This window comes from Micromonospora sp. WMMD956, assembly GCF_029626125.1.
In the GTDB taxonomy this organism is placed as follows: domain Bacteria; phylum Actinomycetota; class Actinomycetes; order Mycobacteriales; family Micromonosporaceae; genus Micromonospora; species Micromonospora carbonacea.
On the sequence record NZ_JARUBI010000005.1, the window covers coordinates 7,523,316 to 7,544,666 of the forward strand.

A 21,351-nucleotide genomic window follows, 5' to 3' on the forward strand; every position below is an offset into this window, starting at 1 on the left:
CGGTTCCGGCTGCCCCCAAGTCGGTCGCGGCCTGCGTCGTGCCCCCGGCGACGCCCACCGCGAGCAGCGACCTTGCCGCCGTCGCCGACCGGCACGAGCCGACCCGCCTGCGGTACCCCACCATGGCAGGCTCGGTCCTGCGGGATCTCGCGGCGCAGATGACCACGACGCCCTGCGACCGCGTCCACGGTCGGTTCAACCATGTCTGGTTCCGGCAGTGGGGATTCAACGGTCGGGTCCAGGAGATCCTGCGGTGGTTCGACCAGGATGGAGCTGGAGCGGCACTGGCCACCCGCTATCCACCGGAGCGGACAGCGGTGAACCGGCAGTGGTGGCGACCGGGACAGCATCTCTACGACACCTTCGGCTGGCCCGCCCCGCGCACCGACCCCTACCGCGACGCTGACCTGCTCCGCCATGCCCTGAACATCAGATCCCAGTCCGCAGACAACGATCCGGCGGATGCGGTGCTGGGCATGATCGACCTCGCCAGCTGGCACAGCCCCTACGAAACGGGACGCCACACCGCGCTGACCATCCTGGCTGACCTCCCGCACCTCACTGCCTACCCGACCGTCGCCGACCGAGCAGGCCGCGTCGGTGTCGGCGTCGCGACCGCCGACGCCGACGGCTACCGGTACCTACTGATCCTGCACCCGGCCACCGGAGAAGTCCTCGCCTACGAGATCTCCCGCCTCCAGGCAGGCACCTGGCAAGTCGTCACATACGCGCTGTTCCTCGCGCACACCCGCACCGACAACCGCTGGTGGGAACCAACCACCAACGACGAGCGGCAGCGGTGGGACCCCACCCACCCGCTACCTGCAGAAATGGTCCCGCAGCAGCGACGCGGCTGGATCGAGTACCCGCCCCCACTCTGCGTCCCATCGTCAGAAGGAGAGACGCCGTGACCAGCACGGAGAGCAGCTACCAGTTCCGCAACAACCACGGCCAACTCGGCCCGCTCCAGGCGGTCCTCGACCCGATCACCCGACGAGAACTCGCCGCGGTCGGCGTGAAACCCGGACAACGGGCCCTGGACGTCGGCGCCGGAGCAGGCTCGATCGTCGCGCACCTGGCCGGTCTCGTCGGCCCACACGGCAAGGTCACCGCCGTCGACGCCGACACCCGTCTGCTGCACCCCACCGCAGTGATCAACGTCTACCAGCGGGACCTGCGCCGCGAGCCCATCCCCGGCGAACCCCGCAGCATCGACCTCGCCACCGCCCGGTGCGTGCTCGAACACCTACCCAACCGACGCGACGTCCTGCGCCAGATGATCGACCTGCTACGACCAGGCGGATGGCTGGTCCTCGGGGAGATCGTCCACACCCCCGCCCTGGTGCACCGCGCCTCGAACAACACCGACGGCACCCTCATCACCGACGTCATCGAGAACATCCTCGCCGTCCTGGCCGGCCGCGCCGTCAATCTCTCATGGGGCGACGAGGAACCTAATGTCCTACTCGCCGCCGGCCTCAACCACGTCCACACCCGGTGGCACTCCGAGACATGGACCGGCGGAGGACCCGGCTGCGCCCTCTATGCCGACAACGCGATCCAACTGCGCGACCACCTCATCCACCACGGCTTCACCCCGCAACAGCTCGACCGATTCGGTGAACTCATGACCGACCCCTACACCGTGGTGCGCTCCTACCAGTTCGCCTCCACCCGCGCCCAGAAACCCCAGTGACCTGCCGGACCCGGACCTGTTGATGCGCCCCGATCGCTCAGGCCCAAGGTCACCCACACCCACACTGCTCAGTCACTGGACGTAGCTCACCCATGCCTCACTCCGCCGCCCACCCGACCCCGGCTCGCACACCGGGTCTGCGAGGGCGGCAGCGGCAGCCAACCCGAATGGCTGCCCGGCCGGCCCCGCCTCCGCTGTTCCTCCAGCCGGAGCGGCGGGAACCGGCCAGCGGCCGGCGGCGGAGCATCCCCAGCCCGCCGCCGGCCGTACCCACACCACCCAGGAGACGCCTCATGCACACCCACCTGGCCAGCGCCCACGGGCAGCCGCCTCCCATGAACGCCGAGGGCGGTGCCGCTACGCGGCTGAAGCCAAACGGCCTCCACGCCTCCTGGACAACTCTCACCCCGCGCATCCACCACGCCAGCAACTACTTCTGGTGCCTGCTGGCCGACCGTGGGATGAGGTTGCTGCCCGAACGTGATGCACAACTGTTCCTGGCCACCGTCGGTCACCTGATCGCCGGGGGTGACAACCACGCCGGGCGCACCGCCCTGCTCGCCGCGTTCGCCCCCACCTACCGGCACCTGGGCCTGCAGCCCTACCACCACCAGACGCTCGTCGATGCCCTCACCGCCACCGTCGCCCGCCACGTGCCCACCACCTGGACGTCCACGATCGCCGAACAGTGGCGCCGTCACGGCCACCACGTCCTCAACCTCACCCACCGCGCTGCCCACCGCCTCACCACCACACATCCGTGGACCCCCGCGCAGATCATCGACCGCGACCCGGCAACCGATACCACCACCGTGCTCACCCTGCGTCCCCGCCGCCTGCAGTACGAACCCGGCCAGGCTCTCCCCGTCACCACACTCCACCGACCCGGCGCCTGGAGGTGGTACTCCCCGGCCAATGCACCCCGCCCCGACGGCACCATCGAGCTCCACGTCCGCGCTATTCCCGACGGACCCGTCTCGCCCTGTCTCACCCACCACGCCGCCGTCGGGGAGTACGTGTGGCTCGGCCCGCCCTACCACGCCGGGCTCACCCTCGACCCCGACCACCACGGCGATCTCCTCCTCGCCGCTGGCGGCACCGGCCTGGCGCCCCTTCGCGCCATCGTCGAGCACCTCACCGCCACCAGCGCCGCCAGTGGCCGGCAGCGGCGGGTCACCCTCATCGTCGGTGCCCGCACGCTCGAAGACCTCTACGACAGCATCACCCTCGACACCCTCCAGACGACTCACCACGAGTGGCTGACGATCAGACCCACCTTCACCGATGACCCCCTCGTCGACCCGGCCGCCCAGGGTGACGTGCTCACCGCCGTCCTCGACCACTACCGGCCCGGCCACCACGTCCACGTCGCCGGCCCACCCGCACTCATCGACCACGCCCGCCACCGACTCCCCCTCGCCGGTATCCCCGCCGACCACCTCCACCTCGCCGAAACCTTCACCCGCCCCACGTCACCCGCCGTAGAACCAACAGGCGGCCCCAGGTTCTCCCGACGGCAGGACACCACCGCGCGCCGCAAGGCGGCCCCGCTGCGGTGACACCGCGTCCACCTCCTCGCGGCCGCCCGGCCCCGAGGTCTTCCGGCCACGCCTCCACGGCCCCTCGACGTGCTCGGGCTGCGCTTCCCCTGCGGGAAGTCCAACCGGCACCGGATGACCGGTCTCTCCAGGCGAACGAGCCGACGTCGGCAGCCGCCGCCCCACCCACCCTGGCCCAGGAGCACACCCTTGCTTTCCCACCCCCGGCGTCTCCACGACGCAGTCCTCCGGTCCGCATCGGCCTGTGCGCCGTCCGCCGCTCCCGGCCGGCTGTCGCGCGTCGACCGGCGTACCCGCTGATGACGCCGATGCCGACGCTGCGCGGCTACCAGCGGGAGGCCGTCGACGCGGTAGTCGCGGCGCTGGCGGACGGCGGCCGTGGTCAGGTACGGGCGGCCTGCGGCAGCGGAAAGTCGATCGTGGCTGTGCACGCGGGGGTCCGGCTGTGTCCCTCAGGGCTGGTGGTGGTGGCCGTGCCGTCGCTGACCCTGCTGGCCCAGACATTGAACGTGTGGGTCCGGGCGGGTGCGGCCGCCCGGGTGCTGGCGGTGTGCGGGGACGGCGGTGTCGCCGACGAAGCGGTGCGGGTGGTGGACCTGACCTGCCCGGTGACCACCGACGCGGCGCAGATCGCCGGATGGGCGAGGCAGCACGATGCGGCGTCGGGGTTGAGTCTGGTGCTGGTCACGCACCGGTCGGCGGACACCGTGGGCAGGGGCCTGAACGCCGCCGGGGTGGCCGCCGACCTGCTGATCGTGGACGAGGCGCACCACACGGCCGGTTGGGCGGGCAAGCACGGTGCGCTGGTGCACCGTGACGAGCATCTGCCGGCGCGGCGGCGGCTGTACATGTCGGCCACGCCCCGGCTGCTGCCGGCCAGGCTCCGCACCAGCGGCGACGGTGACGACGTGCTGTCGATGGATGAGACGACGGTGTTCGGGCCCGTCTGCTACACGTACTCGTTCGCGCAGGCCATCAGTGACGGCTGGCTGGACGACTACCGGGTCCTCGCCATCGGGGTCACGTCCGCGCAGGCGTTGGAGATGCTGCGCGATCTGGACCCGGCCGCGGTGGCCGATGCGCGGGCCGCGCCGTTGCGGACGGTGGTGGTGCAGACCGCCCTGATCCGGGCCGCGGCGGAGTTCGGTCTCCGGCGGATATTGGTGTTCACGCCCCGGGTGCAGGCCAGCCGGGAGTTCGCCCGCACACTGCCGGCCGCCGTGGAGTCGCTGCCTGCCGGCGAACGGCCGAAGGGCCGGCTGACGGTGGGACACGTCGACGGCACCCAGAGCATCACCCAGCGGCGCCTGCACCTGCAACGGCTGGCCGACCCGCCCGAGGACGGATGGACGGTGCTGTCCAACGCGCGGTGCCTGGGCGAGGGCGTGGACGTGCCCGCCGTGGACGCGATCGTGCTCACCGCACCGAAGGAATCCCCCGTGGACGTCGTCCAGGTAGTGGGGCGGGCGGTGCGCCGCAATCCGGCCGGTTCCGGCATCGCCACCATCCTGCTTCCGGTGCTGCTTCCGGACGACCCCGCCGACATGACCTCCGACCTGGCCGGGAACATGACCCGCTGGGCGACCCTGCTGCAGACGCTGCGGGCGTTGCGGGCCCACGACAGCGCCCTGGCGGCCGACCTCGACCTCCAACGCGCCCACACCGGCACCGGGGCCGCGGAGCTGCCGCCGCGGCTGCTGGTCCGCCTGCCCGACGGATACGCGTCCGAGCAGTTGCTGCGGCACCTGACGGTGCGGGTGCTGGAGGAAACCACCCCCGACTGGATGGTCGGCTACGGCGCCCTGCGCGACTTCCACGCCGACCACGGCCACACCCGGGTCCCGACCGGTCACCTCCGGCAGGGTGTCCGCCTCGACCGGTGGGTCTTCCGGCAGCGCGCCGACCACAAGGCCGGCCGCCTGGACCAGGACCGCGTCGATCACCTGAACGCGCTCGGCTTCCACTGGGAACCCCGGGAAGGAATCTGGGCCCGCGGGCTCACCTACGCGCGACGGTTCCACGCCGAGCACGGACACCTGCACGTCCCCCACGGCCACGTCCTCGACGGGTTCGACCTCTACACCTGGCTGTGGCAGCAACGCGCGGCCCGCCGCGCCGGCACCCTGCCCGCCGACCGGGTCGCCGACCTCGACGCCTTGGGCATCGACTGGAGCATCCGGGCAGCCCACCACGACGGGTACGCCGCCGCCCGCCGGTTCCACGCCGAACACGGCCACCTCGACGTTCCCTTCGGCCACACCGTCAACGGCATCGACCTCTACCGCTGGCTCTCCGCCCGACGCGTCGACTACCAGAAGGGCGTCCTCAGCGCCGAGCGGGTCCGCGCCCTGGAAACACTGGGCATCCACTGGTCCATCCGCGAGGCCGCCTGGCAGCGCAACCTCGCAGCGGCCACCGCCTACTACCAGCGGGAAGGCCACCTGCACCCCCGCAAAGGCCACCGCGAAGGCGACATCAACCTGTCTAGTTGGCTCAAGAAGCAGCGCGCGGCCCGCCGCGCCGGCACCCTGACCCCCAACCAGGCCGCCGCGCTCGGTGCCATCGGGATGCAGTGGGAGACCCCCTCCGGCTGGGCCCGCACCCGCCAGGTCACCGCCCGCCGCCGGACAAGCACCCCGGACCCGGCAAGCCCCACGCCTGCCCACCAGAACACCCCACCCACGGAGCAACCATGATCCCCATCGCGTTGTTCAACTTCGAAGCCGGCGGCCTCCGCCACGGCCAACGCAACCTACGCCCCCTCGTGGACGCCTTCCACGACGTGCAGGCCCCACCCGCACTGATCCTGCTCTGCGAGGCCAAGACCTGGCACGAGAACGGCCAACGCCCCCTGCACCACGCCGCAGAACTGCTCGCCGACCGGTTCGACCGCCCCTACGTCGGCGTGCTCGGCCACGACCCACACAGCCCCATGCCACCCGCCATCCTCTACGACCCGACGCTGCTGACCCTGCGCTCCTGGCCCGCCCCCGCCGACCCGCACGTCTTCGCCGACAAGCGCAACATCGCCGTCTTCGCGATCCGCGGCACCGGCGCACCCGGCACCCCCGACAGCCGCACCACCTTCGCCGCAGCCGTCACCCACTGGGACCCCCACTGCGGCATCCGCCGCCGCCAACAGGCCGCCCTGCTCGACCGCTACGGCACCACCGACATGCCCGTCATCGTCGGAGGCGACCTCAACAGCACCGCCTCCGGCCCCCACCTCCCCCAACGCGACTGGGCAGCCGCCGGCCACCGCGCCCGCGCCCAGAAAGCACGCCGACACCCCGACGGCACCTGGACCGCCGACACCGACGCCGTCGACCACCTCATCGGACGCTGGAACCCCGAAACCCACCACCGCACCGACGGATGCGGCTTCCACGCCCTCGCCGAACTCGCCCGGACCGCCAACCCCCACATACCCCTGCTCCCCACCGTCAACAACGACATCGACGCCGGCGGCGGCCTGCTCATCGACTGGCTCCTCGCCAACGACACCATGCGCCCCCACGTCGACCCCCACAGCTACCGCGTCCACGTCCCAGCACAACAGCCCTACCCCTCCGACCACCGACTCGTCACCGCCACCCTGATCTTCGACACCCCGCCACCGACCCCGTGTCACCACCCCCACGACCGGCCCCCCTCACCCAGCAGCAACCGGCTGCCGGGCCCCACCCGTGCGGTCCCCACCACTGAACCGACCTCCCCGCGGGTCGGCCAACCACGGAGGAGACACCCGGGGGCCGAGGCGAGTGACATGCAACATCGGCTACCCCAAGGCCCCTGACCACCCTGCCCTCCGGCGCGGAGAACTGACGTCGACCAGCCATCGAGGACGATCGCCGGCCGGGCCACGGCGCCTGTCGGGCATCCTCCCGGCCGATGCGCTCGCGCCCGGGCCGATCGAGAGGTCAGACCACATCGGTCGCGCACAAGCGGCGACCGGGCATCCAGACGCAAAAAGGCCGCAGTGCGTGTGTGGTGGTGGATCAAGCTCCACCACCACACACGCACAGCTATTGGTCGGTACGCCGCGTCCGGTCATCGCCTCGGCTACCGAGGGCACGGACGGTGGTACTGAGTTTGATCGGCAGACCCTCGTCTCCCTTGAGGAAGGGCGCGATCTCGATGGTGCGGCGGAGGCTGCGACCGGGGCCGTACGGCTGTTGGCGGTCGTGGCCGGAGACCCAGTAGCGGTGGTCGGGCTTGGCCCGCGTGGAGCCTTCACCGGCTTTGCCTCGTTGAGGTGCGGTGGTGGTGCTGCGCGGTGCGATGCGCACGATTTTGACCTCGGGGGCAGGACGCCGGTGTCGCTGGTACGCCCTGGTGGTTGCCTTGGGCAGTTTCGCCGGCACCGCCTCGGCCAGTTGCTGTCTGATCAGCAGCCAGGTGGTGACGAGGGGGCCGAGCGGGTGTCGTCCGTCGAGCTTGGTCCCTCGGGTTACGTGTTCGGCGTGGATGGGTACGAGCCAGCCGATCTCGTGTCGTAGTGCGGGCATCAGGTCGTCGAGGGCGGTGCCGCCGATGCTGCGGTAGCCGATGAGCTGCCAGCCGTCCGCGTGGGGTGTCCAGGACACGGCAGCGAGCTGCCGGGTGTCGCCGACGGGTTCGGGCCAGGCGAGCAGCCCGGCCGGTGTGGCGGCGAGGTCGTCGGTGACGGCCGCCGGTGGCTGGTTGTTGCCGACTTGGTTGACCATGTCGGTGAACTCCTGGTTGATCCAGTACATGGGTGCGAGGTCGAGCTGGTCGGCCAGGGCCCGGCGGTGGTCGGGTTCGTTGAGGTGTGAGGGCAGGTGCGCGGGGCCGCGGAGGAGGCCGGTGAACCGGTCGCGGATCTTCGGCAGCATGTCGGCGGTGAGCCGGGCCGGCGGCCAGTCGGTGGTGGTGAGCAGGGTCCTGCTTTCGCGGCCGAGGATGATGCCGCGGTGCAGTGCGCGGAGGACGGCGTACTCGTGGTGGTGGGGCTGCCACTGCATGCGGGCGGCGCAGTGGGCGGTGAGGCCCTCGGAGTCGTCGGCCTCGATGAACTGGGCGCATCGGTAGCAGACGTGCCACTGGTCGTTGTAGGTCTCGACGGCCGCGAGGACCGCGATCTGGATGAGGCTGGTGTGGTAGTTCCACACCGGCGGCGCGCCGGTGCAGGTGTGGCAGCGGTCGAACACGTCGTTCACCTGGTCGGCGTCGACGGGAACGACGGCATGACGGCCTTCGGTCACGGGGTGCCGGTAGATGGTGCCGTGCCCGTCGGGGTGCTCGGTGAGGGCCAGCCGGCAGGTCGCGCAGGCGGTGAGGGTCGCGAGGTTCATTCGGCGCTCCCCCGCTGGTCGCGGCGCAGGTCACGCAGCCGCGGTCCCCGACGGTGTACACGGTCGGGCATCGTCATGCCGTCGGCGTAGACGACGTGCCGGCCGGGTCCCTGGCGCTTCGCGTGGTACATGGCGATGTCGGCGCGGTGCAGCGCGATGTCCTGCAACGGGTCGGTGCTGACCACGGTCGCGATGCCGACGCTGGCCGTGACGGTGACCGTGGCCAGGCCGCCGTTGACCTGCACGTTGACCGGCGCGGCGATGACGCTGGCGATCCGGTCGGCGATGTCGCCGGCCAGGTAGTGCCGCAGAGGCAGGATGGTGGTGAACTCGTCGCCGGCCAGCCGGGCGACGGTGCCGCCGTAGGTGTGGACGGCCTGGGCGAGCCGGTCGGCGATCTCCACGAGCAGGTCGTCGCCCGCGTCGTGACCGTGGGTGTCGTTGACCTCCTTGAACCGGTCGAGGTCGATGAGCATGACGACGAGGCGCTGCGGTGGGGAGCTCGCGCCGACGGCGGTGTGGATGGTGCGCAGGCCGGTGCGGTTGAGCAGGCCGGTGAGCGGGTCGTGGGTCAGTTGCCAGGCGGCGTCGGCCAGCTCGGCGCGCAGCCGGGTGATGGTGGGCCGGGCCGCGAGGTAGCCGACGCCGGCTCCGAGGATCGCCGCCACGATGGTGGCGATCGCGAGGAGTGTGGTGAACACTGGGTTCCTCCATTCCGATGGAGAACCCGGGACGCGTACGTTTCCTACACGCGCTGTGCGTCCCGGGTCCTGAAACGACGACGGCCCGCCTGATGGCGGGCCGCTTTCTGTGCTCGGTGTCCCGGCAACGGGCACCGTGGGGCGGGCTCGGCGTTGCTGCTGGATGCGCTGCCGCCCGGTCGGGGGATGCTGATCACCGGGCACCGGAACTCTGTTCGGTCCGATGCCCGACGGCCTCGGCGCGAGCTGGCCCGGCAGGCAGTTGCTACGGCAGGTCGCGCAGGAGGTGGTGGACCAGCCAGGAGGAGGCGGCGGGCAGGACGATGACGTAAGTTGCGCCGACGCGCTCGGCGTGCACCCAGACCCTCGCGTCGGGCGGGTTCACCGAGGCCACGACGACGATGCCGCGGCAGGCGAGCCGGTTGCGGAACCGGGTGACCAGGTCGGAGCCGATGACGATCAGCGGGCGGCGGCTGGCGTAGCGGCGGCTCTGGGGAACGGAGTCGGCGTACTCGAACTCGTATCCGGCCTGCTGTTCGACGGTGCGCAGCTCGGCGCGCAGCAGCCGGCTACCGGTGACGGCGATGACGGGAAATGGTTTGGGTGTCATGCGGAACCTCCGGGAAGGGTGACGTGCCCGCTCGGCGGGGCCGGCGGGCGATGAGGGTGGCCGTACGGGGTGGTCCCAGGGCACGGTCAGGTGGCCGGGCGGGTCTTGCGGCTGGCGTCGGGTTGGGCGCAGGAGCGGCAGATGGGGCCGAGGTCGGGGTGGTAGCCGGCATCGCATGCCTCGCAGACGATCAGCAGGCAGGAGCGGCATTCGCCGGAGGCAATGAGTTGGAGGCTGGTGCCGCAGTAGCCGCACGAGCCGGTCAGGCAGGCATCGGTGTGCCGGCCCCGCGGGTGGTGGCGGCAGGGGTGCTCACGCACGGCGGTCTCGCCGCAGGTGCTGGTGGATGGTGCCGGCGGTGAACGGTTCCCCGGTGATGTTGTTCGGCGGGTCGATGCGCCTCCATCCGCCGAACTCGCAGGCCAGCCAGGTGGTGCGTTCGTTGGCGGTGATGGCGATGACGTCTCCGGTGGACATCGAACGCAGGCGCAGCAGCCGGTAGGTACAGGCGATGAGGAAGTCGGCCTCTCCACTCAGCGTCTCGCGGCAGGTCTGCAGCTGGTCGAGGTCGACGTTGAACAGGCCGTAGATCCAGCTGGCGGTCCGCTCCGCTTTGGCGAAGGCGGGCAGACGCCGCCAGTAGGAGATGACCTGGGTGAGGGCGTGGCCCGGCTCGTACGGGAGGAATCGGCTTTCGGTGTTGTGGTAGACGGCGATGACATGCAGGGTCATGACGGACTCCGTTCGGGGCCAGGGGTGGACGCGGGGCCGGGCTCGCTGTCCGGGGTGCGATCGGCGGGGCGCAGCGGCGGAGGTGGGCCGATCGGGCGGACGCGCAGAATCTGCTCCGGCAGCACCATTGCGGCCGGTTGGCCGGTGAGCGGATTCGTAAAGGCCCGGTAGCCGGTGGTCCAGAGCAGGTGCCAGCGTTCGGCGGGTGCCGCCGGGCGGATTCCGGTGGGATCGCCGTGGAAGGACGCGCCAGCCTCGGTCAGCTGCGCGGCCAGTGGTGTCGTGCGGTAGTGGCTCATCCGGCCGGCCAACATGGGGCAGCCGCTGGCGGAGTAGGCGGCGCAGACGGGGTGCATGCCCGGCTCGGGGCTGACGAGCAGCCGCAGGTCGCTGTCGCGCACCGCGAAGACGATCCGCCCGGGGTCGAGTTCGTCGCCGCAGGTCTGGCAGAGCCGTTCCTGCAGTGCGCAGACGTGACGATGGTGGTCGACGGTGCCGAACCGGTACCGGCCGTCGGGGGTGCGGGCGGTGATCCATGGGACGACCAGCCCTCCGACGACGGGCCGCCGGGCCAGGCGTACCGGCACCGCGGGAATCTCGGGGGCGGTCATGCGAGCACCACCGGGGCGGGTACCGGGCCGGTGAGGGCGTTGCGCATCCGTCGCAGCGCGGGAAGTTCCCAGCAGCGGATGGCCTCGGCACGGCGGCCGAGGTTCGCGGCAAGAGTGTCGGTGGGGCTGTCGTTGAGGTGGTGCGGCTGGATCCGGCGGCGGGGGCCGGAGAGTGTCGAGAGGTGGTGTGGCACGGGATTCCTCCATCTGTTGGTGGATGGAATCCGGGCACGCCTGCTGGCCGTGCCCGGATGTTGCGCGGGTGTGCGCGGTCGGCCGGGCATCGGCCGGATGATGCGGGTCGAGACGGCTGCGTGTCCGGTGCCGGATCACGCCTGCCGGTGAAGGCTGGGGCTACGCGACGGCGACGGAGCGCAGGATCAGGTGGGCGTCCTTGAGGTGACCGGCGAGGATCTCGCCGTTTGTGCCAGCGGTGCTGAGGCTGTCGGTGAGGGCCTGCACGACGGTGTCCGGCACGGCGGCGAGTCCGCTGAAGGCACCGCCGTGGACGTTCTCGGCGATGCGCTGGATCGTCTGGGTCAGATGTGCCTGGACGAGGTTGAGGCCGCACAGCAGCCGGGCCAGTTCAGTCAGGTCGTGGCAGTCGGCGGCGTGGGTCATGGCCTCGCTGAGCTGCTCGACGGCCAGCAGGGCCACGCGCATCGCGGCGTCGCTCTCCGCCGGGCCAGCGGGAGGCCCGTCGTGGTGCAGTCGTACGTGCTGGTTGGTCACGGTCTTGCCGTCGTCGCCGCTGGGGATCGCGTCGGGCAGCTCGGCGAACCAGTCGGGGGTAGTCAGGTACCAGCGGGGCACGAGCATGTCGTCCTCCATCGGACAGCACGAAGGCGGCCACTGGGTGGTGACCGCCGGGCGGAACGGGAACATCGCCCTTGCCCTTGTGGCATGGGCAGAGGGTCGTGGACCGTGTGGGGCCGGATCAGACGCGGGCGACGGCGGCCGACCGGAGCCGGTGGGCGCGATGCCGTCGCGAGAAGAGGCCAGATCAGGGGGCACGAGAAGAAGGAGAGCCTTCAGGTTAGCCTCGGCCAGAGTCCCACGGGCCCTGCTGTCAGGTCGGCACGGCTGGCAGAGGCTGTCAGCCCGCCGAAAGCCGCGATCTGTCAGATTGTTCCCGTGCGGGACTCGACGTCCGGGCCACCGGCTACGGACAATTCAGCCGTGGAGATCGTGGACGTGGCGCAGGCAGGGGCGACCAGGCCACACCACGATCCGGTTGCTCGTGCCGTGTGGCTCGCTGCGGTGCACGCCAGCATGCGTGCTTCCGGCGGGACCGTCACCACCCCGGTCGAGGAGCCCGCCGCCGGCCGGAACTGCTACCGGGTGGGTGTGAGGCTCCGCGATGGAGTAGCGGTGGGCCTGCTGTTCAACGCTGCGGCATTGTTGGTCGCTGCGGCCGAGCCGCAGGATCACCACGCGGTGACGCTGACGTTCGTCAACGTGCCGGCCGGCAACCTGTTCTCCGAGGCGGGGTTGCGGGTCGCCACGGCCGCAGAGCTGATCCAGCCACTCGGCGACAGTGATCTGCGATTCCTCACCGAGGACGAACGCCGCGATGCCGCCTACCACCGGCCGGACCGGCTCGGAAACCTGCTGTTCAACTGGTTCGACTGAACGCACCGCCGCGGCCGGTGCCGATTCAGCCGGTGGGGGGGCCGTGCGACAGTCACGGGCATGACGTTTCCCCTGGAGGCGCTGCCGGTCACCGTCAAGGCCCGAGCAGAGACGTGGGCGAGGCTGGGGATGCGGTGGCACACGCACCCGATCCAGCCGAACCACGGCAAGGCGGTCGTGGTCAGCGAGTTCGAGTCCACGACGTGGCTCGCCGCGATCATCATCTGGGCCACCGGCGAGGCGGAGCTGACGACAGTCCGCCTCGCCGACGACAGGATGGTCAACAAGCACTACGACCTTGAGAACCGCGACGATCTCGAACGACTACTCGATGAGCTGTCCGCTCTGATCGCCGACGACCGCGTTCCCGAGGCCGCAGTCATCGTCCAGGCACCGGGGACACCGGCCTGACCGTGAACCTCGTGTCCGATAATCGCTCGGGCGTTGGCGGTGACCCGCGCGGAGACCGCTCCTGCCCGCTGACTCTCACGGACGCCCAGGATTCCGGTCCCTCATCTGAGCCGATGGGCTGAACCTGCGGGCGTTCAGCAGCGACGTAGGACCAGCACGTCCTCGTGGGCGATCAGGTGCACGGGGATGCCCTCGTCCCTGGCACGGCGGACGGCCAGGAGCCCGAACATGTTCGCCCGGTGCACGATCTGTCCGTCGCGGACGGCCGCGAGCATCGCCGCGCACCGCTGCACCGGCACGAGCCCCACCGACCGGGCGACCGCGAGCAGTTGCCCGGGCAGGTCGATGAGATCGTCGCGCCGGCGGCGTACGGGGCGGCAGGTGATCACCACGGTCCCGCCGGGACGTAGCAGCCGGTGGCTGGCGGCCAGGATCGCGGCGAACCCGTCGAACAGGCGGAACCATCCGCCGTAGGCGAGGTTGCCGCGTTCCCGGTCCCCGTACACGTGGTACCGCTTGCGGACCCCGGCGCTCGTCGCGCGCACGAGGCCGTGCGTTCCTCGCCCGTACGGCGGTGAGGTGAGCACCAGCCCCACCCGGCCGACCACCGACGCCGGCACCAGGTCGAGCAGACCCGTGGCGTCGCCGGTGAACACCTGCGCCGACCCGGTCGCGCCCTGCGACGCGGCCAGGGCGACGTTGGAGGCGGCCAGCCCGGTGAACCGGGGTTCGATGTCGATCCCGATCCCCTGCCGGCCGAGGTGCATCGCCTCGACCAGAGTGGTCCCGGAGCCGCACATCGGGTCGAACACCAGATCCCCCGGCGCGGTGTACGAGCTGATCGCGTGCGCGGCCAGGTGGGGCAGCATCTTTCCCGGATGGCTGGAGGTCTCCGGCACGTAGCGGCCCCGCCGCTGGTCCCGGGCCGGTTGCTGGCAGGTCAGCCACACCGACGTCACCGGCATGGGCTCATCCATCGACGCCTCCGGGCTGCGGCACGCTGCGGGTCAGGATCAGCACATCGGTGTGGATGTCCAGCTGCGCCCGCTGACCACGTCGTGGCGGCCGATCGGCCGCCACGACGTGCTGCAGGTACGCCAGCCCGGCCCGCTTCGCGGCGATGACCACGTCGACCGGCAGGATCAGGTCCCCGTGCGGCAGCAGCACGGCCACGCAGCCGCCCGGTAGGAGGCTCGCGTGGCAGCGCAGGAAGAACTCCACCGCCGAGACGCCGCCGTCGGGGGGCCAGCCGGTGACGATCAGCGTCGCCGCTTCCCGACCCCAGCCGAGCAGTCGGGTCGACTGCAGGTGGCTGCGGCGATGGGCGGCGATGACCGCGCGGGCCAACTGCGGGCCCACGGCCAGGTCGATGACCAGGTCGGATGGGTGGGTGAGGTTGTGGACCAGCCGTACGCCCATCGCGTTGGACATAGTCTCGCCCTGTGGTGGGGCCGGGACCGGCCAGACGGTGATCGGCACGGGCGCGTCGCCGGGCACCACGTCCCCCACGGGGACCGGTGCCTGGTGCGGGTTTCTGTCGGTCATAGGCGCGGTGGCCCCCGGACCGGCGGGACGTACTGACGATCCCCAGTGCGTGGCTGTCAGGTCGATCGAACCCACCCCCGACCTGACCGAACCGGTCAGGTCACACGCACCGCCGCCCGGTGGACGGGCACGCGAACGGTCGGCACCGCCGCGAACCTGACCGGGACGGACACGGCCTGTCCCGGTCTGACAACTCCTTCTGGTGTCAGGTGGAGCTGTCCCAATCGGGGGTCTCGAAGCCTTCGCAGTCGGGCGAAGCGCTACCGCCGAGGGGAACTCACGATGGCAACGACCACCCGCACCAGAACGGCCGTCACGGCCCTGAGCACCGCCGAGCAGGCGTTCACTCTGCTGACCTGCGAACCCGCGCCGCTGGTGTTCGACGCCCGCCCGGTTCCGGGCCTGCCGGACACGACGATGCCGCTGGACGAGCTACGCACCCTGCTCATGTTCAACCGCTACGACAGTGACACCACCGACGCGGTGTGGCGGCAACTCGCCCACCACACCCGCGGTTGGGGGCCGGCCTGGGTCGTCGGCGCGATCGGCGTCGCCCTGCCCGCGCTGACGCACCTCGCGGCGAAGATCAGCCGCGGCCACGCCCGGCACGCCGACGACGTGGACTCCGAGGTGCTGGCCGGGTTCCTCCACGCCCTACGCACGGCGGACCCCGCCCCACCCCGGCTGTGGCTACGGCTGTGCTGGGCCGCGTGGCGCGCAGGCGCGGCCGTCGTCAAGGCCGACGACGGACAGGAACTCCCGCTGGACCTGCCCACCGGCTCGCGGTCACCGCGCATGCCCTACGGGCACCCGGACCTGCTGCTCGGCCGGGCAGCCGCCGCCGGCCTGATCACCGCCGAGGCCGCCGAGCTGATCAGCGCAACCCGGTTCGGCGACGCGCTGATCGAGCAACTGGCCGCCGAGCAGGGCGTGACCGCCTCGGTCCTGCGGATGCGCAGAAGGCGAGCCGAACGTGTCGTGGCCGCCGCCGTCACCCGAGGCGACCTCTCCGGCGCGATGCGCCCGCCCGCCCAGCGACCCGCCGCTACGGCGGCCTGACGGCATCACACGTCCGGCGTCCTCGACGTTTCCAGGCGGTTCGGGTGCCCCTGGGCCGGGTCGTCCGGGTAGGTTGCGTTGCGGGGTTCGGAGTCCGTTCTCGGTCGGGGTGGCTGACGCGTGTCGAGCATGGAACAGATCATCGGGGAGTTGCGGGCGCTGACGGCGGGCGTCGACCGGGCCCAGGGTCTCACGGCGGCGGTCGACCGGCAGGCCCAGGAAATCGCCCTACGGGCCGCCGCCGCAGGCTTCGCCGGGGTCGCTGCCGGCATCGCCCGGGTACGGGCGACGGTCTCCACCGTCCAGGGCGGGCTGGGCAGTGTTGCCGCTGCGGTCGGGGAGGCGACCGCGGCCGCCGCAGCGGTTCCCCGGCAAGCCGCCACGCAGGAGACCATCGCCGCGCTCGCCCCGGTGCAGCAACGCATCACCGCCGCCCGCGAGTCCGCCACCGCGACGATCAGCCACCTCGACGACACCCGAAACCTTGTCAGCGCAGTCCTGCAGGGCGGACAACCGGGCCCGCTCCTGCAGGCCCTCGACGGCGTCAAACAGGTCCTCGTGCTACTCGTACACCGCGCCGGCACCGCCGCGCAAGCCATCGAAGCCGCCACCGGCCAGGCCCGGCAGCTCGGGGCCTCGGGAAACTGAGCGGGGCTGACCGGCACCCACCGGCCAGCCCCACCCCCGCCGCCAGCGCCGATCCCTTTCCCGCCGAGCCCGGTCACGCCCGGGTTGGGGGTGAGGTGTTTCCGCCGTGGAGCCGGCAACCCACCGGCGTCCCCGGCGGCACGCCGACCGGTCCGCGTACCAGAATCGGGCCCAAGGTGGACGACAGCACCCGACGAGCCCTGGAACTGGAGAACGAATGCGCCGACAGTCTGGCCGCCAAGGGCTACCGGGTGCACCAGAACCCCACCCCAGCCGAGACCGGCGACGCCCGCGAACGCACCGGCGACCACGGCAACCCGGACAAGGACCCCGACTACCTCGTCGAAGGCCACGTCTTCGACTGCTACTCCCCCGCCGCCCGCACCTCCGTGCGCAACGTCTGGAGTCAGGTCCGGGAGAAGATCGACGACGAGCAGACCCAGCGGGTCGTGGTGAACCTCCAGGACTGGGAAGGTGACCTCAGCGCGCTACGACGACAGTTCGACGACTGGCCCATCGACGGGCTGAAGGAACTGGCCGTGGTGCAACCCGACGGTACGATCCAACAGATCATCCGGCGAAACTGAGTAGAGGCGGGCGGACATGGGCGTTGAGTTCCGGCTGATCCTCGCCGGCAATCCACCCGTCGACGAGATCGCCGCGCTCACCGCCGCACACCCCGACGAGATACCGCGACCGACAGCGAACCCGCGGCTGTTCACCGCCCGCCTCTACGACCAACGCGGCTACGCCATCACCGTCCGCGCCGGCACCCACGGCTACTACGAAGCCGAGAGCGACGACACCCGCTGGGAATGGGAACCCGACGCGTACGTCAACGTCACCTTTTCCCCCCACGCGGACGATCTAGCCGACAAAGCCATCCCCAACATGATCGCCACGGTGTCCAGGGTCCTGGCCGGACGGCAGGGGGACGCCGCCCTCATCCAGGACGGCAACCGCCTCCTCCTGACCCGCACCAACGGCACCATCCACCTGCACCACAGCGACGACTGGTGGGACCGCTACCACCTCATCCACTTCATCACCGGCTGAGCGCCCGCCCCCACTCTGCCACCGTCTCCTGCGCGGCACCGGATCATCGGGTCGGCACCGGCACGGTACGGCCTCTATTGGCCTCGGCGGCGCTGACGCAGGAGCACCACGATCATGAGCACGACGATTGCGGCGAGCCCGGTGCCGGCGTAAATCCACTTAAGCAGGCTCGGCGAGGAGGAGGGCTGCGCCTCGACGATATTCCCCTTCTGGATGAACGGCACGGTCATCACCTTTTCTCCCATCTGCACCGTCACATCGTGTAGGCCGGGTCGTAGCTCCCCAGGCAGCGACACCTGCATGGCCCCGGCGTTCTCGCCCGTCGTTATGGTCGCGGGCTGCGCGTCGATCTTCATCTGGTAGACGACCGGATCGGCGGCCTGATATATGCCCCAGATGTCATATACCGTCAGCGGCTGTCCCTGCTCGGCCACAGCTTCCGGCATGGCAAGTGGCAGGTCATCGAAGCCGCCATGGCGCCACGGCTCGTTCACGACATCAACCCAGGAACCGGCGCGGTCCCTGCAGGACAATGTCACCTCTCCGGTCGGGGCATCCGACGGCGCGAGCGCCAGCAGCGCTTCGACGTCGGCCCGCAACACGACACTCGCGTCCTCGTCTGGCTCCGTCTCGGCCCCGGGCGGCGGGGCCTCTCCGTCGTAGACGACCTTGCCGTCGACGGTCAGCCGGGCACCCGGCACTGGCTCCCCCAGGGCAGTGGTTAGGTCGCAGGCGGTTGCCTGCCGCACGGAGATTGCGACCGCGGGCGCTCCGGGGTCGCCGCTGACCGTGGAGGCGGTGAGTGTGCGGAAGAACTCGACCGCCACCGGTGCGGACAGGGCAGGCGACGCCGTGGCGGCGAGGAGCCCGATGAGGACAGGAACGATCATGACAGGTTTCCTTCGGCTCGGGTGGTCAGGTGGTCGTTCTGGCCTTGGACGATCCGGTGCAGCGACGGCCGCCGCAGCCGGTAGAGCAGGTCGGGCACGAGGGGCCCGGCCTCGCGTAGCGCGAAGATCTGGTTCTGGATTTGCCGGTAGTCGTGCGGACCCGCGCCGTCCCGCAGCAGCCGGGCGATCTCGGCGTCGAGCCGAGCGCCGCGTCGGGCATGCTCGGCGTTGCCGCGCAGGGACTCAATGAGCGCGTGCACCGGCGCGAGCAGTGGGGCAAGCACCGCCGCTGTCAGCTCGGCCGGGCTCAGTAGGCCCAAGACCGCCACTGTGAGTACGGCGGCGGTCGGCACGGCGAGGCCGATGCCCAGCAATACGGTCCACCGCCGGTGCAGCGGCGCGTCCCAGGAAACGTTCGTGCGTTGGCAGAGCAGTACCGCGGTCCACCGGTCGACGCCGTCGGGCACCGAGTACCAGTCGGTGAGGCCCGCGTCTCCGTGCCGCGACCGATGCCGCCCCGCGTACGCCGCGATTAGCTCGGTGCTCGGCCGGTCGGCCAACAGGGGGTTCCACGGCAGCCCGTACACGTAGGTGTCGAACTCCTCCTGCACCGCGACCGCGGCACCCTGCCGGCGCCGCTCCCGCCCGCCGGTGGTCAGGCTGACCAGCAGCAGTCCGATGCCGGTCACCACACCGACCGCGACCGGGTCGGGAGCCAGCACGAGCGCGACGAGACAGCCCGCCGCAGCACCGGCCACGACGATCGAGGTACGCAGCCGCCGGAGCACTCGGACCTCCCGGTAGAGCGCCCGCTGGGCCGCCAGCAGATTCAGCGCGTACCGCCCGTTCTGGCGCTGCGCGATCGGCGAGGTCACGGACATGCTTCCTGCCACTCGCGGCCGGGCAGGACTGCCGCCCACTCCGAGCGGTTCGGCCCGTGTCCCACGATGCCGCAGGCGTAGGCGCGCGGATTCACGCTCATCCGTGCCTGTTCTGCGACCGGCAGTCCACGCATGGTCTCGCCCACGTAGAACATCGCTTCTCCGAACTGCACGTTCGACACCTGCGAATGTCCCTGCGGGCCGCTGATGACACGGCGCAGTTGCACCGGATGCCGCGCATCTGTGAGGTCCCAGAGGTGAGCCGTCGCCATCTCACCACCCAACGTGCCGAGCAGGTTGCCAGTCGGGCCGAAGGCCACGTCGTGCCCGGCGACCTGCTCGGGGAGACTCATGCCAGCCGGCTTAGTCAGATCGTGGAGTTCCCAGAGTTTCAGCCGGGAGGAGGTGCCCTCGGTTGTGATCAAGCGACGCCCGTTGGGGGCGAGCTCGATCAGCGGCTCAAATTCGCGAGGGGTGAGCGCGGTCGACGTGGGCAGCGGCGGCAGCACGATCGTGCTCGCCGGCACTGGGGCGAGCGGATCGTCGGTCCGCCACAGCACCACCCGGCTGCCGTCGGTACTCGCGGTCGCCATGACCGGAGCGCCCACGGCCGCGGAGAGCGACGACCATGCCGCTTCCGTGCCGTTTCCGGGTCCGGTCAGGGTGCCTGCGGCACGTGGTCGCGCCGGATCCGTGAGGTCCCATACCGAGGCGTTGCCACGCTGGTCGATGCCGATCAACACCCGCGGATCGTGGGTGAAGCTCAGCGCAGTGAATGGCGCGCTGTTCGCGACGTCGCCGGCCCGGGTGGGCCGACCGTGCTCGTCGAGGTGCCAGAGCCGGGCACCGCCGGGCAGCGACGCCGCCAGCAGTTGGCGATCCGGGCTGAGTGCCACCTCGGGGTAGTAGGAGTCCGTGCCGCCGGGCGGCAGCTTCAGCGACGAGAGCCTCGCCAGACGGCCGTCTGCCGTCGCGCGCAGCAGAGTCACCTCCGGGCCCTGCTCCTCGCCGATTCTGCTCGGGGCGGAGCCGGAGGCGGCGAGGAGATCACCGGCGAGCGAGGTCGACCACGCGAAGGCCGCGTCGTTGTTCGAGATCAGGTCTGCATCGGACACGTCGGTGATGTCCCACAAACTGATGCCGGGACCACGGTCGAGGCGGCCGGTGAACAACATATCGTCGCCGGACCCGAAGGCGACACTGCCGATGCCCGCCACCATGGCCACGTCTTCGAACCTTCCCTCACCGGCCTCGCTGTACGGGAGGAAACCGATCCGGGTGCCGCTGTCGCCGGTGACAGCGAGCGTACGGTCGTGCAGCGCGAGCCCAGTCGCGATTCCCTGCTGTGCACCGAGCGTCGCGTAGCGGACCGGCTTGACCGGTTCGTCGATCTCCCAGACCGTCACCGAGCTGTCCAGGTCACCGACCCCGATTTGGCCAAGGTCAGCGGCGACCAGCAGCTCATCCGTGCAGACCAGCACACCGATCTCGCGGTTTGGGTTGCCGTCGGTCTCGGCGAGCAACTCGGCCGCCGCGCTATCCCGCAGGCGATAGAGCCGGGTCGCGCCGAGATGCCCGACCGCGACGGTGGTGGTGCCACACATGGCGATCGCCCCTGCGCTACGGTCCCCGTCCTCGGGATTCCCGGCCGGACCGATGCGTTCCGGTTGCTCCGGGTCCGTCAACGACCACACGGTCGGCGGGTACGTACCGGCGATCAACGACCGGCTGTCCGGGCTGAACGTGACCGGGCTGGCGGCGGGCACCATCGCGGCCGGCCGCGGTTTCGCTGGGTCCGTGACGTCGATCAGGCGATGCCCGTCGCCTTCTGGAGCGGCGACTAGCGTGCCGTCCGGACTCAGCACGCCGCCCGAGGGGATGGTGTGCGGGGTCCAGGCGCGGGCACCCTCGCTCGTCCAGATCTGCGCGCCATTTTCGGCGGACGCGAGCATGACCGTGCCGTCCGTGTTGAGCTGGAGGCCGCTGACGTAGGCGGCGTTCTCGT

The 21,351-nt window shown here is 71.0% G+C and carries 24 protein-coding genes; 11 read left to right on the plus strand and 13 right to left on the minus strand.

The window, feature by feature from the left end; translation table 11 throughout:
* Positions 1–122 precede the first annotated feature (122 nt).
* The 5 genes from O7628_RS32525 to O7628_RS32545 all read left to right on the plus strand — a co-directional run bounded on the left by O7628_RS32525 (position 123) and on the right by O7628_RS32545 (position 7,051).
* Positions 123–911 (plus strand): hypothetical protein, encoded by a 789-nt coding sequence (locus O7628_RS32525; protein ID WP_278136156.1) that lies wholly within the window; start codon positions 123–125, stop codon positions 909–911.
* A complete protein-coding gene (locus tag O7628_RS32530; protein WP_278136157.1) occupies positions 908–1,696 on the plus strand; it encodes a methyltransferase domain-containing protein in 789 nt (262 codons plus the stop codon). Before O7628_RS32525 ends, O7628_RS32530 begins: the two co-directional genes overlap by 4 nt.
* A gap of 167 nt (positions 1,697–1,863) precedes the next feature.
* Positions 1,864–3,255 (plus strand): FAD-binding oxidoreductase, encoded by a 1,392-nt coding sequence (locus O7628_RS32535; protein ID WP_278136158.1) that lies wholly within the window; start codon positions 1,864–1,866, stop codon positions 3,253–3,255.
* A 299-nt stretch (positions 3,256–3,554) separates the two neighbouring features.
* A complete protein-coding gene (locus O7628_RS32540) occupies positions 3,555–5,951 on the plus strand; it encodes a DEAD/DEAH box helicase (protein ID WP_278136159.1) in 2,397 nt (798 codons plus the stop codon).
* Positions 5,948–7,051: a hypothetical protein gene (locus tag O7628_RS32545; RefSeq protein ID WP_278136160.1), complete on the plus strand. Its 1,104-nt coding sequence runs from the start codon at positions 5,948–5,950 to the stop codon at positions 7,049–7,051. Before O7628_RS32540 ends, O7628_RS32545 begins: the two co-directional genes overlap by 4 nt.
* A gap of 229 nt (positions 7,052–7,280) precedes the next feature.
* On the opposite strand, the gene O7628_RS32550 is transcribed toward O7628_RS32545, so the two are convergent.
* The 8 genes from O7628_RS32550 to O7628_RS32585 all read right to left on the minus strand — a co-directional run bounded on the left by O7628_RS32550 (position 7,281) and on the right by O7628_RS32585 (position 12,055).
* Entirely contained in the window at positions 7,281–8,570 is a 1,290-nt protein-coding gene (locus O7628_RS32550; protein ID WP_278136161.1) for a hypothetical protein, read from the minus strand.
* On the minus strand, positions 8,567–9,271 hold the full coding sequence (locus O7628_RS32555; protein ID WP_278136162.1) for a GGDEF domain-containing protein: 705 nt from the start codon (positions 9,269–9,271) through the stop codon (positions 8,567–8,569). The genes O7628_RS32550 and O7628_RS32555 overlap by 4 nt, the downstream gene beginning before the upstream one ends.
* A gap of 265 nt (positions 9,272–9,536) precedes the next feature.
* Complete coding sequence (locus O7628_RS32560) at positions 9,537–9,881, minus strand: hypothetical protein (RefSeq protein WP_278127519.1); 345 nt, start codon at positions 9,879–9,881, stop codon at positions 9,537–9,539.
* Between the two features lie 86 nt (positions 9,882–9,967).
* Positions 9,968–10,201, minus strand: a complete 234-nt coding sequence (locus tag O7628_RS32565) for a hypothetical protein (RefSeq protein WP_278127520.1) — start codon at positions 10,199–10,201, stop codon at positions 9,968–9,970.
* Entirely contained in the window at positions 10,194–10,613 is a 420-nt protein-coding gene (locus O7628_RS32570; protein ID WP_074472906.1) for a hypothetical protein, read from the minus strand. The genes O7628_RS32565 and O7628_RS32570 overlap by 8 nt, the downstream gene beginning before the upstream one ends.
* Positions 10,610–11,224, minus strand: coding sequence for a hypothetical protein (locus tag O7628_RS32575; RefSeq protein WP_091285002.1), 615 nt, complete (start codon positions 11,222–11,224; stop codon positions 10,610–10,612). Before O7628_RS32575 ends, O7628_RS32570 begins: the two co-directional genes overlap by 4 nt.
* Positions 11,221–11,418 carry a hypothetical protein gene (locus tag O7628_RS32580; protein ID WP_091284998.1) on the minus strand — a complete coding sequence of 66 codons (198 nt, stop codon included), beginning with the start codon at positions 11,416–11,418 and terminating at the stop codon, positions 11,221–11,223. Before O7628_RS32580 ends, O7628_RS32575 begins: the two co-directional genes overlap by 4 nt.
* A 160-nt stretch (positions 11,419–11,578) precedes the next feature.
* A complete protein-coding gene (locus tag O7628_RS32585; RefSeq protein ID WP_278127521.1) occupies positions 11,579–12,055 on the minus strand; it encodes a hypothetical protein in 477 nt (158 codons plus the stop codon).
* A 348-nt stretch (positions 12,056–12,403) separates the two neighbouring features.
* On the opposite strand from O7628_RS32585, the gene O7628_RS32590 reads away from it, so the two are divergent.
* Both O7628_RS32590 and O7628_RS32595 read left to right on the plus strand, forming a co-directional pair.
* Positions 12,404–12,856 (plus strand): hypothetical protein, encoded by a 453-nt coding sequence (locus O7628_RS32590; RefSeq protein ID WP_278127522.1) that lies wholly within the window; start codon positions 12,404–12,406, stop codon positions 12,854–12,856.
* A 60-nt stretch (positions 12,857–12,916) separates the two neighbouring features.
* The gene (locus tag O7628_RS32595) at positions 12,917–13,267 is read left to right on the plus strand and encodes a hypothetical protein (RefSeq protein WP_091284988.1); all 351 of its coding nucleotides are present in this window, start codon (positions 12,917–12,919) and stop codon (positions 13,265–13,267) included.
* 134 nt (positions 13,268–13,401) lie between these two features.
* Here O7628_RS32595 and O7628_RS32600 read toward each other — a convergent pair whose 3' ends face one another.
* Positions 13,402–14,244: a DNA methyltransferase gene (locus O7628_RS32600; RefSeq protein ID WP_278127523.1), complete on the minus strand. Its 843-nt coding sequence runs from the start codon at positions 14,242–14,244 to the stop codon at positions 13,402–13,404.
* Positions 14,237–14,812 (minus strand): hypothetical protein, encoded by a 576-nt coding sequence (locus tag O7628_RS32605; RefSeq protein WP_278127524.1) that lies wholly within the window; start codon positions 14,810–14,812, stop codon positions 14,237–14,239. The genes O7628_RS32600 and O7628_RS32605 overlap by 8 nt, the downstream gene beginning before the upstream one ends.
* Before the next feature lie 282 nt (positions 14,813–15,094).
* Between O7628_RS32605 and O7628_RS32610 the strand changes: the two genes are divergently transcribed.
* The 4 genes from O7628_RS32610 (at position 15,095) to O7628_RS32625 (ending at position 17,575) form a co-directional block, all read left to right on the plus strand.
* Positions 15,095–15,871: a hypothetical protein gene (locus tag O7628_RS32610; protein ID WP_278127525.1), complete on the plus strand. Its 777-nt coding sequence runs from the start codon at positions 15,095–15,097 to the stop codon at positions 15,869–15,871.
* Between the two features lie 120 nt (positions 15,872–15,991).
* On the plus strand, positions 15,992–16,519 hold the full coding sequence (locus O7628_RS32615; RefSeq protein WP_278127526.1) for a DUF6244 family protein: 528 nt from the start codon (positions 15,992–15,994) through the stop codon (positions 16,517–16,519).
* 176 nt (positions 16,520–16,695) lie between these two features.
* Positions 16,696–17,106: a hypothetical protein gene (locus O7628_RS32620; RefSeq protein ID WP_278127527.1), complete on the plus strand. Its 411-nt coding sequence runs from the start codon at positions 16,696–16,698 to the stop codon at positions 17,104–17,106.
* A 16-nt stretch (positions 17,107–17,122) separates the two neighbouring features.
* Positions 17,123–17,575 carry a SitI3 family protein gene (locus O7628_RS32625; protein WP_278127528.1) on the plus strand — a complete coding sequence of 151 codons (453 nt, stop codon included), beginning with the start codon at positions 17,123–17,125 and terminating at the stop codon, positions 17,573–17,575.
* Between the two features lie 74 nt (positions 17,576–17,649).
* On the opposite strand, the gene O7628_RS32630 is transcribed toward O7628_RS32625, so the two are convergent.
* The 3 genes from O7628_RS32630 to O7628_RS32640 all read right to left on the minus strand — a co-directional run.
* Entirely contained in the window at positions 17,650–18,465 is an 816-nt protein-coding gene (locus O7628_RS32630; protein WP_278127529.1) for a hypothetical protein, read from the minus strand.
* Positions 18,462–19,340: an S-4TM family putative pore-forming effector gene (locus O7628_RS32635; protein WP_278127530.1), complete on the minus strand. Its 879-nt coding sequence runs from the start codon at positions 19,338–19,340 to the stop codon at positions 18,462–18,464. The genes O7628_RS32630 and O7628_RS32635 overlap by 4 nt, the downstream gene beginning before the upstream one ends.
* Positions 19,337–21,351: WD40 repeat domain-containing protein (locus O7628_RS32640; protein WP_278136163.1), on the minus strand; the 2,015-nt coding region annotated here is incomplete at its 5' end. The genes O7628_RS32635 and O7628_RS32640, both read right to left, overlap by 4 nt.

What these genes read in the sequence shown, in the direction of transcription:
- O7628_RS32525 (WP_278136156.1), top strand. Translation starts at nt 123, where the DNA reads ATGGCAGGCTCGGTCCTGCGGGATCTCGCGGCGCAGATGACCACGACG.
- O7628_RS32535 (WP_278136158.1), top strand. Translation starts at nt 1,864, where the DNA reads ATGGCTGCCCGGCCGGCCCCGCCTCCGCTGTTCCTCCAGCCGGAGCGG.
- O7628_RS32540 (WP_278136159.1), top strand. Translation starts at nt 3,555, where the DNA reads ATGACGCCGATGCCGACGCTGCGCGGCTACCAGCGGGAGGCCGTCGAC.
- O7628_RS32545 (WP_278136160.1), top strand. Translation starts at nt 5,948, where the DNA reads ATGATCCCCATCGCGTTGTTCAACTTCGAAGCCGGCGGCCTCCGCCAC.
- O7628_RS32550 (WP_278136161.1), bottom strand. Translation starts at nt 8,570, where the DNA reads ATGAACCTCGCGACCCTCACCGCCTGCGCGACCTGCCGGCTGGCCCTC.
- O7628_RS32560 (WP_278127519.1), bottom strand. Translation starts at nt 9,881, where the DNA reads ATGACACCCAAACCATTTCCCGTCATCGCCGTCACCGGTAGCCGGCTG.
- O7628_RS32570 (WP_074472906.1), bottom strand. Translation starts at nt 10,613, where the DNA reads ATGACCCTGCATGTCATCGCCGTCTACCACAACACCGAAAGCCGATTC.
- O7628_RS32575 (WP_091285002.1), bottom strand. Translation starts at nt 11,224, where the DNA reads ATGACCGCCCCCGAGATTCCCGCGGTGCCGGTACGCCTGGCCCGGCGG.
- O7628_RS32585 (WP_278127521.1), bottom strand. Translation starts at nt 12,055, where the DNA reads ATGGAGGACGACATGCTCGTGCCCCGCTGGTACCTGACTACCCCCGAC.
- O7628_RS32595 (WP_091284988.1), top strand. Translation starts at nt 12,917, where the DNA reads ATGACGTTTCCCCTGGAGGCGCTGCCGGTCACCGTCAAGGCCCGAGCA.
- O7628_RS32600 (WP_278127523.1), bottom strand. Translation starts at nt 14,244, where the DNA reads ATGGATGAGCCCATGCCGGTGACGTCGGTGTGGCTGACCTGCCAGCAA.
- O7628_RS32605 (WP_278127524.1), bottom strand. Translation starts at nt 14,812, where the DNA reads ATGACCGACAGAAACCCGCACCAGGCACCGGTCCCCGTGGGGGACGTG.
- O7628_RS32610 (WP_278127525.1), top strand. Translation starts at nt 15,095, where the DNA reads ATGGCAACGACCACCCGCACCAGAACGGCCGTCACGGCCCTGAGCACC.
- O7628_RS32625 (WP_278127528.1), top strand. Translation starts at nt 17,123, where the DNA reads ATGGGCGTTGAGTTCCGGCTGATCCTCGCCGGCAATCCACCCGTCGAC.
- O7628_RS32630 (WP_278127529.1), bottom strand. Translation starts at nt 18,465, where the DNA reads ATGATCGTTCCTGTCCTCATCGGGCTCCTCGCCGCCACGGCGTCGCCT.